14 protein-coding genes and 1 pseudogene are annotated in these 12,444 nt (G+C 66.7%); 5 read left to right on the top strand and 10 right to left on the bottom strand.

Annotation, left to right across the window (positions count from 1 at the left end):
- Window positions 1-33 precede the first annotated feature (33 nt).
- Window positions 34-822, bottom strand: coding sequence for an isoprenyl transferase (locus B3587_RS00735; RefSeq protein WP_228177043.1), 789 nt, complete (start codon window positions 820-822; stop codon window positions 34-36).
- Between the two features lie 46 nt (window positions 823-868).
- A pseudogene (locus tag B3587_RS00730) lies at window positions 869-1,162 on the bottom strand (undecaprenyl diphosphate synthase family protein); the annotation flags it as partial.
- A gap of 168 nt (window positions 1,163-1,330) precedes the next feature.
- Here B3587_RS00730 and trhA point away from each other — a divergent pair.
- A complete protein-coding gene (gene trhA / locus B3587_RS00725) occupies window positions 1,331-2,020 on the top strand; it encodes a PAQR family membrane homeostasis protein TrhA (RefSeq protein ID WP_228177181.1) in 690 nt (229 codons plus the stop codon).
- 24 nt (window positions 2,021-2,044) lie between these two features.
- Here the strand turns inward: trhA and B3587_RS00720 are convergent, their stop codons facing one another.
- Window positions 2,045-2,341: a hypothetical protein gene (locus tag B3587_RS00720; RefSeq protein ID WP_292725814.1), complete on the bottom strand. Its 297-nt coding sequence runs from the start codon at window positions 2,339-2,341 to the stop codon at window positions 2,045-2,047.
- Window positions 2,342-2,406: 65 nt separating this feature from the next.
- Here B3587_RS00720 and B3587_RS00715 point away from each other — a divergent pair, with 65 nt between their 5' ends.
- Both B3587_RS00715 and greA read left to right on the top strand, forming a co-directional pair.
- Entirely contained in the window at window positions 2,407-2,826 is a 420-nt protein-coding gene (locus tag B3587_RS00715; protein ID WP_228177041.1) for a DUF4307 domain-containing protein, read from the top strand.
- A gap of 79 nt (window positions 2,827-2,905) precedes the next feature.
- Entirely contained in the window at window positions 2,906-3,397 is a 492-nt protein-coding gene (greA, locus tag B3587_RS00710; protein ID WP_228177040.1) for a transcription elongation factor GreA, read from the top strand.
- A 7-nt stretch (window positions 3,398-3,404) separates the two neighbouring features.
- On the opposite strand, the gene ilvA is transcribed toward greA, so the two are convergent.
- Window positions 3,405-4,631, bottom strand: a complete 1,227-nt coding sequence (ilvA, locus tag B3587_RS00705; protein ID WP_292725811.1) for a threonine ammonia-lyase — start codon at window positions 4,629-4,631, stop codon at window positions 3,405-3,407.
- Window positions 4,628-5,821 carry an AI-2E family transporter gene (locus tag B3587_RS00700; RefSeq protein ID WP_292725809.1) on the bottom strand — a complete coding sequence of 398 codons (1,194 nt, stop codon included), beginning with the start codon at window positions 5,819-5,821 and terminating at the stop codon, window positions 4,628-4,630. The genes ilvA and B3587_RS00700 overlap by 4 nt, the downstream gene beginning before the upstream one ends.
- Window positions 5,822-5,881: 60 nt before the next feature.
- Between B3587_RS00700 and B3587_RS00695 the strand changes: the two genes are divergently transcribed.
- Entirely contained in the window at window positions 5,882-6,793 is a 912-nt protein-coding gene (locus B3587_RS00695; RefSeq protein ID WP_292725807.1) for a hypothetical protein, read from the top strand.
- A gap of 27 nt (window positions 6,794-6,820) precedes the next feature.
- On the opposite strand, the gene B3587_RS00690 is transcribed toward B3587_RS00695, so the two are convergent.
- The 4 genes from B3587_RS00690 to B3587_RS00675 all read right to left on the bottom strand — a co-directional run bounded on the left by B3587_RS00690 (window position 6,821) and on the right by B3587_RS00675 (window position 10,908).
- Window positions 6,821-7,714, bottom strand: coding sequence for a M48 family metalloprotease (locus B3587_RS00690; protein WP_228177036.1), 894 nt, complete (start codon window positions 7,712-7,714; stop codon window positions 6,821-6,823).
- Between the two features lie 18 nt (window positions 7,715-7,732).
- Window positions 7,733-8,302, bottom strand: a complete 570-nt coding sequence (locus B3587_RS00685) for a LemA family protein (RefSeq protein ID WP_228177035.1) — start codon at window positions 8,300-8,302, stop codon at window positions 7,733-7,735.
- 66 nt (window positions 8,303-8,368) lie between these two features.
- The gene (locus B3587_RS00680) at window positions 8,369-9,682 is read right to left on the bottom strand and encodes a D-arabinono-1,4-lactone oxidase (protein ID WP_292725805.1); all 1,314 of its coding nucleotides are present in this window, start codon (window positions 9,680-9,682) and stop codon (window positions 8,369-8,371) included.
- The gene (locus tag B3587_RS00675) at window positions 9,679-10,908 is read right to left on the bottom strand and encodes an alanine racemase (protein WP_292725803.1); all 1,230 of its coding nucleotides are present in this window, start codon (window positions 10,906-10,908) and stop codon (window positions 9,679-9,681) included. Before B3587_RS00675 ends, B3587_RS00680 begins: the two co-directional genes overlap by 4 nt.
- A 98-nt stretch (window positions 10,909-11,006) precedes the next feature.
- Between B3587_RS00675 and B3587_RS00670 the strand changes: the two genes are divergently transcribed.
- Window positions 11,007-11,528, top strand: coding sequence for a hypothetical protein (locus B3587_RS00670; protein ID WP_292725782.1), 522 nt, complete (start codon window positions 11,007-11,009; stop codon window positions 11,526-11,528).
- A gap of 135 nt (window positions 11,529-11,663) precedes the next feature.
- Here B3587_RS00670 and B3587_RS00665 read toward each other — a convergent pair.
- A partial coding sequence (locus B3587_RS00665; protein WP_292725780.1) for an HNH endonuclease signature motif containing protein occupies window positions 11,664-12,444 on the bottom strand: 781 nt, incomplete at its 5' end.

Below are 12,444 nucleotides of genomic sequence, written 5' to 3'. Positions count from 1 at the left end.
CCGGACGAAGGCGTGGGCTGGCGCAGCGGTCCCTCAGCCGCCGAAGCGGCGCTCCCGACTCGCATAATTACGCAGCGCACGAAGGAAGTCCACTTCCCGAAGGTCGGGTCCGAGCGCCTCCATGAAGTAGAACTCGCTGTGTGCGCTCTGCCAGAGCAGGAAGTCGCTGAGCCGTTGCTCTCCGGAGGTTCGGATGACGAGGTCGGGGTCTGCCTGCCCCCCGGTGTACAGGTGTTCACCGATCTGCTCGGGGGTGAGGCTTGCGGCAAGCTCCTCGAGGGACCCGCCGTCCCGATCGTGGGCGGCGATGATGCTGCGGACGGCATCCACGATCTCGGAACGCCCCCCGTAACCGACAGCCAGATTCACGTGAAGGCCGGGGTTGCCCGCTGTCCGATCCTCCGCGGCGCGGAGCACCCTGGTGAGCTCAGGGGGAAGGAGCTCGGCTCGACCCACGTGCTTGACCCGCCAGTCGCGAACCCGCGAGATCTCCTCGGCAAGCTCAGCGATGATCTGAAGCAGGTCGTTCAACTCGGCGGCATCGCGCTTTCGGACATTGTCGGTCGAGAGTAGGTAGAGCGAGACGACCTTGACTCCGAGGTCGTCGCACCACTCCAGGAACTCCCGCATCTTCGCGGCTCCCGCTCGATGACCGTGTGCGGCGGTCTCGTAGCCGAGCTGACGCGCCCAACGCCGATTTCCGTCGATCATCATCGCGATGTGATGCGGCATGTTCTCGGGGGTCAGCTCACGGCGAAGCCGAGCTGTGTAGAGCCGATACAGCGGGCCCTTGCCACGCGCTGTCCCGAGTCCCGATGCCACACGGCCACGTTACTCCTGGTCAAGTCCCGTGGCGTGGTGTCNNGTTCAACTCGGCGGCATCGCGCTTGCGGACATTGTCGGTCGAGAGCAGGTAGAGCGAGACGACCTTCACTCCGAGGTCATCGCACCACTCCAAGAACTCCCGCATCTTCGCGGCTCCCGCTCGATGACCGTGTGCGGCGGTCTCGTAGCCGAGCTGACGCGCCCAACGCCGATTTCCGTCGATCATCATCGCGATGTGATGCGGCATGTTCTCGGGGGTCAGCTCACGGCGAAGCCGAGCGGTGTAGAGCCGATACAGCGGGCCCTTGCCGCGCGCTGTCCCGAGTCCCGATGCCACACGGCCACGTTACTCCTGCCCCCGGCCCGGGTACGGCGAGCTGCCACGCGCCGACGCGTGCCCCCGCGGGAATACTCCGGCTCGTAGGCTCGGAGGGTGAGCTCTGGCGTGAACCATCCCACTGATCGCCCGACCCCCGAGTGGGACGAGTCGGTCGCTGGCGCCGAGATGCCGCGGCTGCCGCTGATCGAAGAGGCTGAGTCGGTCACTCCTGAGGAATTGAAGCCCTCGTGGCGTGGCTGGATCCACGCAGCCACCTTCCCCATCGCGATAGCTGCCGGCATCGTCCTGATCGCCCTGTCCCAGGGAGCGGCCGCGAAATGGTCGGCCGCAGTGTTCATGCTGACGTCGCTGTTGCTGTTCGGGAACTCGGCGCTGTACCACCGGTTCCGGTGGAAGCCGAAGACCCGCGCGGTCCTCAAGCGCATCGATCACGCGAACATTCTGCTTCTGATCGCCGGCACCTATACCCCGATCGCGGTGCTCGCGCTACCGACGAGCCAGTCGATCATTCTGCTTTCGCTGGTCTGGGGTGGGGCGATTCTCGGCATCCTGTTCCGCGTGTTCTGGATCGACGCCCCACGCTGGCTGTACGTGGCGCTCTATCTCGTGCTCGGATGGGCTGCGGTCATGTACATCGTGCCGCTGTTCCAGGCCAACGTCGCGATGATGGTTCTGGTCGCGGTAGGCGGCATCCTTTACACCCTCGGTGCCGTCGTGTACGCGCTCAAGCGTCCTAACCCGTGGCCGAACCACTTCGGGTTCCACGAGATCTTCCACGTGTGCACGGTGCTGGCGTTCCTCTGCCACTGGACGGCGTGCCTGCTCATCGGCCTCAGCCCCGCCTATCACGGCTAGGACTGCCGCAGCGGACCCGCGCAGCTAGGACCGCTCGGATCCGTCGACACTGGGAGATGCGTCGCCGTCGGTCTCGTCGGCTTCGGGCGATCGCTCCGCGTCAGCTTCTGCCTTCTCCTCGGCATCCAGTTCTTCGCGGATGTCGGCACGCACCCGGCCACGACGGATGCGGCGCATCATGTCGGTGATGAGCAGGATGACCACGACCGCCAGCAGTGCGATGACCAGAAAGCCCCACGGCCCCGGAGTGACGAGGTCGGGATTGACCGTCACCGACGGGCTTGGAACCGGGGTCGAGGTCCCCAACAGAATGCGCATCATGTCTCGTTTCGACTGGCCAGCGTCTAGCCTGGAGTTCCAGCCTAACGACTCACGAGACACCCCCGATGACTACCGCACCCCCCGCCGCTGACGACGCGATCCGCGCGAGACTCGACGATCGCTACGGACGACGACGCGGGGGCCCCTCGCGCTGGGTGATCGTCCTCGGTCTCGCGATCGTGGTTGCAGTCATCGGCTGGTTCGGCTGGATGACGGTGGCAACCTCGCTCGAGAGCGTGGATGCCGATACCACCGGGTTCGCTGTGGTCGATGACGGCACCGTAAGCCTGAGCTTCCAGATCACCGCGCCGCTTGAACGCGAAGTCGCGTGCATCCTCGAGGCGCAGGACGAAGAGCATGGAATCGTCGGCTGGCGGGTGCTCGTGATCCCGCCCTCGAGCGAGCACACCCGCGCGTTCGTCGAGACGATCCCGACGACGGCGGCAGCGACGACGGGTTTGATCAACTCGTGCTGGGTGACGTAATCTAGCCAGACCGTAATCAACGACGCCCTGGCGATGCCGGGGCGTCTTGCCATATCGGCGCCGACGAAAGGAGACGCTCGTGTCCAGCGATGCCCCGGTGACCTTCCTGACCCAGGAGGCCTTCGACCGCCTCAACGCGGAGCTCGAGCACCTGTCAACCGTCGGGCGTGAAGAGATCGCCAAGCGCATCGAAGCTGCGCGTGAAGAAGGCGACCTCAAGGAGAACGGCGGCTACCACGCCGCCAAGGACGAGCAGGGCAAGCAGGAGGCTCGCATCCGCACGCTCCAGGCTCTGCTCAAGAATGCCACCGTGGGGGTCGCACCCGAGAGCACGGGCGTCGTGGAGTCCGGCACCGTTGTCACCGCTGTCATCGCCGGTGGAGAAGAGGTTTTCCTCCTCGGTAACCGCGAGATCGGTGCCGGGTCAGAACTCGATGTCTACAGCGAGGCCTCACCGCTCGGCTCTGCCATCCTGGGCCTGAAGGAAGGCGACAAGACCTCATACACTGCGCCCAACGGACGCGAGATCACCGTGGAAATCGTCAAGGTCGAGACCTACGACGGCCAGTAGGTCGGGGTCACTCGGAGGCGACGTGCACGACGAATCCGGCGTTCTCGAGCGTCGCGATCACGTGAGCCTTGTGCTCTTCGCCTCGGGTCTCGACGCTGAGCTGCAGAATCACCTCACTGATCTGTAGACCTTGCCCATGGCGGGTGTGCAGGACTTCGATGACGTTGGCGCCGGCGAGCGCCAGCAGCTCTGAGACTCGAGCCAGCTGCCCGGGGCGGTCAGGCAGTGGGATGCGCATTGTCATATAGCGACCGGATGCCGACAGTCCGTGAGCGACGACACGCTGCAGCAGCAGGGGATCGATGTTGCCGCCCGACAGCACGCATGCCGTCGGTCCATGGGCTGCGACCTTACCCGCGAGGATGGCGGCGACACCGACAGCACCCGCGGGCTCCACGACCTGCTTCGCGCGTTCGAGCAACACGAGGAGGGCCCGCGCGATGTCGTCCTCCGACACCGTGACAACCTCGTCCACCAACTGGCTGATGATCTCGAAGGGCAGATCTCCCGGCCGCGCGACAGCGATGCCGTCGGCGATCGTCGCTCGGGTGGCAACCTCCATCGGGCGACCCGCCGCAAGCGAGACAGGATAGGCCGCAGAGTTCTCGGCCTGGACACCAATGACGCGCACGGTCCGGCCGACTGCCGCAGCGCGGGCCTTCACCGCAGCGGCAACACCCGACATCAGTCCCCCGCCGCCGATCCCGATGATGACGGTGTCGAGATCGGGCATGTCATCCATCAGCTCGAGACCGAGGGTGCCCTGGCCGGTGATGATGTCGGGGTGATCAAAGGGGTGGATCAGCACCGCGCCCGTACGTTCAGCGAACTCGGCGGCGAGGCGAAGTGGTGTCTCGACGGTCGCTCCCTCGAGGACGACGTCAGCCCCGTAACCGCGGGTCGCCAGGAGCTTCGGGACCGGCACACCGAGGGGCATGAAGATCGTCGCGGAGATGCCGAGCTCGTGAGCCGCCAGCGCGACGCCCTGTGCGTGATTGCCCGCAGAAGCGGCGACGACTCCACGCGCACGCTCCGACTCCGTGAGGCGGGAGAGCCGGTTGGCCGCGCCGCGAATCTTGAACGAGCCGGTCCGCTGCAGGTTCTCGAGTTTGAGAGCGACGGGAACACCGAGCAGGTCGGTCAGATGCAGGGACTCGTCCATCGGGGTGCGGCGGATGACTCCCGACAGAGTCGCTGCAGCATCCTCGATGTCGGCGAGGGTGGGGATACTCACTTGCCGATTCTCCTCGGACGCGGAACTGTCGACCAAATCAGGTCTGGGGCCTCGGGTTTCGCGCCCGTCTCCCACGCTCTATCACCGAGGTAGACCGCGACCACGTTGACGAACGCCGCAAGCGGCACGGCGAAGAGGGCTCCGGGGATGCCGGCGATGAGCGCCCCACCGGCGACCACGAGCACCACCGCGAGGGGGTGCACCTTGACCGCTGATCCCATGAGGAGCGGCTGGAGGACGTGGCCCTCGAGCTGCTGGACGCCGAGCACGACCACCAGCATCCACAGCGCGATCAATGGCCCGTTGTAGACGAGGGCCAGGAAGACGGCGAGCGCGCCGGTGACGACGGCACCGACGATGGGGATGAAGGAACCGAGGAAGACGAGCACCGCGATGGGAATCGCAAGCGGAACCCCGAGCAGGAAGGCCCCAAGGCCGATGCCGACAGCGTCGATCGTTGCCACGAGCAACTGCGTGCGAGCGTAGTTTGCGACAGTGAGCCAGCCTGCGCGGCCGGCCCCGTCGACGGCGGGTCGCGCTGCCCGGGGGAACAGACGCGTCGTCCAGCGCCAGATACCCGCCCCGTCGGCGAGCAGCGTGAGCAGGATGAAGACCGTGAGCAGTGCGCCGGTTGCGACATGCCCGACGGTGGTGCCGATCGCCAGCGCACCCGACCACAGCAGTTCGGCCTGCTGTTGGATGAAGGTCCATGCTTGCGCGAGCAGGTCGTCGATCTGGTCGGCAGTGAGGTGAAGGGGACCGTCGATCAGATATTGACGGAACTGCTGGATCGCCTCGATGGTGCGGGACTGGACCGACGACCACTGCTGTGTGATCTGCCAGATGGCAAGCCACAGCAAGCCGGTGACGATCGCTGCAGTGCCGAGGACCGCGATGGCGATCGCGAGCCACCTCGGGAAACGCAGGCGAAGCATCCCGGTAAACGCCGGCCATACCAGTGCCGTGAGCAGAATCGCGATCAGCAGCGGGATGACCAGCAGCTTGAGCTGGATCACGAGCCAGATTCCGACCCCGACCGCTGCCGCGATCACCAGGAACCGCCACGCGTACGCGGCGGCCAGATGCAGCCCGGGCGGAATGCCGCGCGTCGCCTGAACCGACACGATCCGTCGCCTGTCCCGGATCGCGTCGAAGAACGACCCCGTGGGCTTGTCGTCGGACGTGCTCATCCGTTCAGTCTAGAACTGGCACATGCCGCCAGCCGGATGCGCTGGCGCTAGCGTGGTGGTGTGAAACGTGGCGCCCTTATCGCTGTTGTCGCAGCGGGAGCGGCGCTTCTCGTGCTCGCCGGGGTGGTGCTGTGGCTGGTGTTGCGCCCCTCCGGACCGCAGTCAGCAGCGGAGGACTACCTCGCTGCGCTCAGCCGCGGCGATGCCGCATCGGCGCTCGGGCTCGTGGTCACGGACGGGCTCGATGTGTCCTCCGCCGAGGACGCGTTCGCCGGCGTTTCGGGGACGATCTCGGAAGCCAGGGTGACCGCCATGAACGAGGACGGTGACACGGCGACCGCTGAGATCGCGTACACGCTGGATGCGGCATCCGCCTCGGGTGAGATCACGCTCGTCCGCACCGACGCGGGATGGAAGGTGACCCAGAGCGGGCTCGGCACCCTCACGATCGCTTCGGCGCACGGCGATGCTGCAGCGATCGGCACCGCGATCGTCGAGGTGGGCGCTCCGTTCCTTCTCCTTCCCGGGCTCTACGACGTGCTTCCCGCGCCGGTCGGCATCCTGACGGGGACTGCGACGGCGGGGGTTACCCCTGGCGGAGCTGCAACAGCCGACCTGCAGCCCGAACTGTCAGACACCGCGCTGGAGACCGCATCTGCGCAGGTGCAGGCCTACATCGACGCGTGCACGGCACCGACGGATGCTGTGCCGGAGGGTTGCGGCATCCGCGTCCCCTGGGCCGCAGATCTCGCGACACTGACCTCACTGGCGTTCCGCGTCGAAACGGCGCCGACCCTCGCCTTCGCCGAGGATCTGTCGAGCTTTGCCGCTACCGGCGGGGTCCTCGTTGCGACGGCAACCGGCACGGCTCGCGACGGCTCAGCGGGGACGTTCACCTACCGCACCGACGATTGGTCGCTGCGCGGCGGCATGGACTTCACCGGTAACCAGTTGGTGCTGTCGGTCGACTGAACACCTCCAGCTGGCGAACCGGAAAGGTCAGAACTGGCCGCCCATCGTGTGCAGCCGTTCGATGCGCGCGGGAATCGGGGGGTGCGTGGCGAACAGGCGCGACATGCCCTTGGCGCTGAGCGGATTCGCGAACCACAGGTGGGCCATCGACGTGTTCTCGCGGCGGAGGGGTTGCGCGTGTGTCTCGAGCTTCGCGAGCGCGGAGGCGAGGCCGTCGGGGTCACGGGTCGTGAGCGCGCCGGTGGCGTCGGCAAGGTACTCGCGCTGACGCGAGATCGCCGCCTGCACGGCGCCTGCCAACAGCGGTGCGACGATCGCTGCCACGATCCCGAAGATGAGGAAAAGTAGCTGCGCCTGGCCGTTATTGCCTCCCGAACGGCGCAGACCACCGAAGAACGCCATCCGCATCAGGATGTCTGCCAGCAGCCCCACCGCCACGACGAGGCCGAACACGATGAGCGAGACCCGGATGTCGTAGTTGCGAATGTGGCCGAGCTCATGTGACAGAACGCCCTCGAGCTCGCGGTCGGTCATGATCTCGAACAGGCCCGTCGTCACGGTGATCGCCGCTTCCTCGGGCTTGCGGCCGGTGGCGAAGGCATTCGGCGCGGCATCCTCGACGACATACAGTCGCGGCATCGGGGTGCCGGTCGTGATGCACAGATTCTCGACGAGCCGGTAATAGCGCGGTGCCTCCTCGCGGGACACCTGGATGGCCCCGGCCATCGCGAGGGCCTCGCGGTCTGCCGCGAAGTACTGCACGGTGGCGTAGCCGACGGCGAAGATCAGCACGAAAGCGGTGACCCACCAGTTGTTGCCCATGAGCCATCCGGCCAGCAGCCCGATTGCCCCCAGGCCCAGGACGAACAGGACGAGGATGAACCAGGTATTGCGCTTATTCCGCGCGATGGCGCTGTACATGCGACCTCAGGAGGTCGATCAGAACTGGATGCGCGGCGGTTCGGAGATCGCTGCCCCGTCCACGACCTCGAAGAACTCGCGCTCGCTGAAGCCGAGATTCTTGGCGAAAAGGTTGTTCGGGAAGACCTTGATCTTCGTGTTCAACTCGCGAACGCCACCGTTGTAGAAGCGGCGGGATGCCTGGATCTTGTCTTCGGTGTCGACCAGAGCCTGCTGCAACTGCAGGAAGTTCGTGCTGGCCTGCAGCTGCGGGTAGGCCTCGGCGACGGCGAACAGCGACTTCAGCGCTTGCTGCACGTGCCCCTCGGCGACTCCCGCCTCCGCCGGGCCGGATGCCGACAGCGTCTCGGCGCGCGCCTGGGTGACGTTCTCGAAAACCGCGCGTTCGTGGGCCGCATAGCCCTTGACGGTTTCGATCAGCCCCGGGATCAGGTCTGCTCGTCGTTTGAGCTGGACGGTGATGTCGCTCCATGCCTCGTCGACGCGCACATTGAGCTGCACGAGCGAGTTGTATGTCGCCCAGAAATAGATACCGACAATGACGATGAGCGCCACGACGATCAGAACCGGGATCAGCCACTCCCACATGGCCCCCATCCTAGGGGACTCGCCTGCTCACTGACTGTGAGTGCGTCGGGTACCGCCGCAGCTGGATCAGGCCCCGAGAACCCGCTCCAGGTAGGTGTTCTGGAATGCCCGGCGCGGGTCGAGCCTGTCGCGCAGCGAGAGGAAGTCGTCGAACCGGGGGTAGCGCTCACGCAGCTGATCGGCATCCAACGTGTGCATCTTTCCCCAGTGGGGTCTTCCGCCGTGCGCGAGCATGATCTGCTCGACGGCGGTGAAGTACTCAGTCGGGTCTTCGCGCCAGTACCTGTGGACGGCGATGTAGCCCGAGCCGCGATCATGCGCTGTCGAGAGCCACCGATCGTCGCCGGCGGCGAATCGGACCTCCACCGGGAAGGAGATCCGCCATCCACGAGCGCGGATGAGCGCACGCATTTCGTCGAACGCGGGGCGCACGGCGGCGGCCGGGAGCGCGTACTCCATCTCGCGGAAACGCACGGTGCGGCTCTGGGTGAAGACGCGGTTGGACCGGTCGGTGTAGTCGCGGTTGCCGGTGAGCTTGACCGCGAGCCGAGAGAACGGGGGCACGACAGCCGGAACGCGGGCACCGACACCGCACACCGCTCGGTAGACACCGTTCGCGAGGAGTGTCTCGTCGACCCACTTCCCCACCGGCGGCAAGGGCTTGCGGACGGCGGATTCGGGCAGACGAGTATTGGATTTGGTCAGCGCGACATCCGTGTGCGGGAACCAGTAGTACTCGAAATGGTCGGTGCTCGCGACCCGGTCATCGAGGGAGTCAAGAACGTCGAGGAGCGGCTCCGGGCGCTCAGTAGCTTCGAGCACGAAAGCTGGAACGCACTGGACGGTGACATCGACCAGGATGCCGAGGGCGCCGAGTCCGAGGGCGACGGCGGGAAGGAGGTCGGCGTTCTCGGTGTCGCTCACGCGCAGGATGTCGCCGGTCCCCGTGACGAGTGTGGCACCGACGATCTGGGTGGAGATCCCGCCGAAGGCAGCACCGGTCCCGTGCGTCCCGGTCGAGATGGCTCCCGCGATCGTCTGCCGGTCGATGTCTCCGAGGTTCTGCATCGCCAGGCCGTAGCGCGCGAGGATCCCCGGGATCTGGTGCAGCCTCGTTCCGGCGCGCAGCGTCACGCGGCGCCGTTCGTGATCGATCGACACGAGCCCGGAGAGGTCGGTGAGATCGAGCAGCACGTCGGGTGCGACGGCGATACCGGTGAAGCTGTGCCCGGCACCCACCGCCTTGATGCGCCGGCCTCGGGCTAGGGCTGCCTGCACCGACCGCTGCACGGCATCCGCGGATGCCGGAAACTCGACGCTCTGCGGCCGCACCCGCGCCGAGCGTCCCCAGTTCTGCCACATGCCGCCGGGTCGTGTCACAGGAACGCCTTCCCTTCGCCGCGATAGGTCGGAGCCTCGCCGACAACCCTGTCATCATCCACGAGAAGATAGCGCTCGACTCGTTCGGCGAGCTCCCCACTCTTGGCATGCCGGAACCACACCCGGTCTCCGACGCGCAGGCTTCGAGCAGCTTCACCCTGCAGCGGGGTCTGCACCTCGCCTGCTCCTTCACGGGGCAGTGTGCGAAGGCCTGGGGGCCATACCGGCTTCGGTTGGCGCGACGCGACGGGCGGGCCTGACGCGATCCATCCGCCGCCGAGCACCGTCGCGATGTCGGGAGTGGGCTTGCGGACCACTTCGAGCGAGAAAGCCGCAGCGGGTTGGGGCGTGAAGATGCGGTATCCGTCGAACAGGTGACCGGCGAACAGCCCGCTTCCCGCTGTCACCTCCGTGACCGCCTGATCGGATGCCGTGAACTCGAGCGAGCCCGTTCCGCCACCGTTGACGAACTCGAGGGGCGCGATGGAGCGCAAGGCCGCCACGATCGCTTCGCGCCGGGCCAGAAGCTCTGCGGAGGAGCGCTGCTGCATCCATCGGATGAGGCCGTCACCGGAGCCGGTGGCATCTCCCTGGCCCGCGATCTGCGCCTCGTACATCATGAGTCCGACGAGTCGGAAGCCATCGCGTCTGGTGATGGCTCTCGCGAGGCTCGCCACCTCCCCCGGCTCGTGCACGGGTGAGCGGCGCACGCCGATGTGGCCGAGCGCGGGGGCGCGCCAGGATGCGTCAGCGTCGATCGCGACGCGGATGGTGGGCCGCGCGCGGGGCGGTACGACGGCGTCAACAACGTCGAGCTGGGCAAGGTCATCGACCATGAGGGTGACGCGTGCGCAGGCCTGCTCGTTCTCGGCGAGGGCGGCGATCGCTGCGCGGTCAACGGTCGGATATCCGAGAACGACGTCGTCATGAGTTTCGGCGAGCCAGAGTGCTTCGGGCAGCGTGAAGGCCAGGATGCCGGCGTAGCCCGGGAGCGCGAGGGTCGCGTCGATCGCTTCTCGCACCCGGACGGATTTGCTCGCGACCCGGATGGGGACGCCCGCAGCGCGCACCGCCATGTCGAGTGCGTTGCGCCGGAGCGCCCCGAGGTGCAGGGTCGCCACGGGGCCGGAAACGTCGGCTATGGCATCCGTTTGCCTGCGCCAATAGGCGGCGGCGTCGTGAGCCGGCTGTTTCGCATCCGCCATGGCCTGAGCAAGCGACACCATGACGGCACTCTACCCGGGCAGGCGGGGCGCTTCCGGTCGCGACAGGCTCGCGCGCATCCACTCTGGTAGAGCGCAGGTGAGCGGGTTAGGGTGCCGCCATGACAAGACGGGAGAGCCCGACGTTTCGCGTCAGTGTCGCTGCAATCGTTGGGACGATCGCGGTGTTTCTCTATGCGGCATTGGCGGCGGTGCAGATCCTGGTGCTGAACCCTCTCGCGTTCGCGCCGGGGAAGACTCTCAGTCAGATTCACACCGATCTCGCCCAGGCAGGTGAGGCCATCGGCACACCATTAGTCCTGGCGATCCTGGGTCTCGGGCCGGCGCTGGCCGTGCTGCTCATGCTTCTGCTCTCGCGGCAGCCGACCATCGGTGCCCGCGCTATCGGGATCGGTTATGCCTCACTTCTTGCGTTCGGCGCGCCTGCATACTTCATCGCGTCATTCGGCCCCGGTATGGCGTTGGCAGATACCTACCTCACCTCTGGCGCCGATCATTCGGGCTGGAGCTTTGTGCTGTACGGCGTGAGTGCGGGTGCGATCGTTGTCGCCGCTGTTCTGGCCCTGGTGCCTCAGCGCGGCGCCGGGCGACAACCGCTGAAACAACCGACGCTCGCGGAGTGACCGACGCATCTAGCGGCCACGCCCCGATCGGTCCAGCTGCAGCCATGCGGTTACGGCGGTGCCTGGATTTCGTTCGCGCCGATCCTGATCGTCGGCTCCCGGCGCGTTCAGGCTGCGTTGGGGTAGAAGGCGCGCTCAGGCCGCGTTGGGGTAGAAGGTCGGGAGGTGTCGTTCGGGCTTGACGATGTAGCGGCGCCCGTGTGGGGATACCCATTCCAGGGACCCGTCACCAAGATGCGTGATGACCCACCCGCCGTGATGCTTCACGGTGTGGTGTCCCTGGCAGAACGGTGCCGTGTTCGTCACGGAGGTTTCCCCGCCGTCGGCCCACGCGACCGAATGGTCGATCTGACACTGCGATGCTGGTTTCGAGCATCCCGGTCCCATGCACCGGTCAGCCCGCCACTTCACCAGTTTCGCGAGCTCCGGTGGTGGCCGGTACTTTGTGCGCCCGACACTGATGACGGCCCCGGTTTCGGGGTGGGTCAGCACCCGCATCCACCCCGACGCGTTACCGGCCAACTCCCGGGCGGTCTCGATCGGGATCGGGCCGACCCCCTCCACCTCCGCCGGATCCGTCACACCCTCAGCCCCGAGGAGCGCCAGCGCGGGGACGGTCACGACAACGGTCGCGCGGATCCCCCGCGCCTGCTTCGGGTGCTGGGGAACGGTCCCGTCGATTAACAGGTCGCAGAACACGTCAGCGCGGATCTCATCCAGACTCCGCTCCGACCCATCCCCCGGTTCCCCGCCCCGGGTGCTGCCGCGGTCGTGGTCACGGATCACCACAGCTTTCTGGGTGACCCGCCCGTAGATCGCGTGGGCTTCCACCGACGGGACCAGCGCGTGAACCCACGACATCGAATCCCCCGCCGGCTCCACCAGGATCCGGCGACCCCGCACCGCGGCTTCGTGA

Origin of the sequence: Microbacterium sp. UBA837, assembly GCF_002296025.1 — a bacterium.
Taxonomy (GTDB): Bacteria; Actinomycetota; Actinomycetes; order Actinomycetales; family Microbacteriaceae; genus Microbacterium.
The sequence above is the reverse complement of the archived record's forward strand: the minus strand, read 5'-3'. Positions and strand labels throughout refer to the sequence as shown.

Bases quoted from the DNA above. Each gene is read 5' to 3' on its own strand.
- trhA (WP_228177181.1), top strand. From the start codon at position 1,331: ATGCCGCGGCTGCCGCTGATCGAAGAGGCTGAGTCGGTCACTCCTGAG.
- B3587_RS00720 (WP_292725814.1), bottom strand. From the start codon at position 2,341: ATGATGCGCATTCTGTTGGGGACCTCGACCCCGGTTCCAAGCCCGTCG.
- B3587_RS00715 (WP_228177041.1), top strand. From the start codon at position 2,407: ATGACTACCGCACCCCCCGCCGCTGACGACGCGATCCGCGCGAGACTC.
- B3587_RS00700 (WP_292725809.1), bottom strand. From the start codon at position 5,821: ATGAGCACGTCCGACGACAAGCCCACGGGGTCGTTCTTCGACGCGATC.
- B3587_RS00690 (WP_228177036.1), bottom strand. From the start codon at position 7,714: ATGTACAGCGCCATCGCGCGGAATAAGCGCAATACCTGGTTCATCCTC.
- B3587_RS00685 (WP_228177035.1), bottom strand. From the start codon at position 8,302: ATGTGGGAGTGGCTGATCCCGGTTCTGATCGTCGTGGCGCTCATCGTC.
- B3587_RS00675 (WP_292725803.1), bottom strand. From the start codon at position 10,908: ATGGTGTCGCTTGCTCAGGCCATGGCGGATGCGAAACAGCCGGCTCAC.
- B3587_RS00670 (WP_292725782.1), top strand. From the start codon at position 11,007: ATGACAAGACGGGAGAGCCCGACGTTTCGCGTCAGTGTCGCTGCAATC.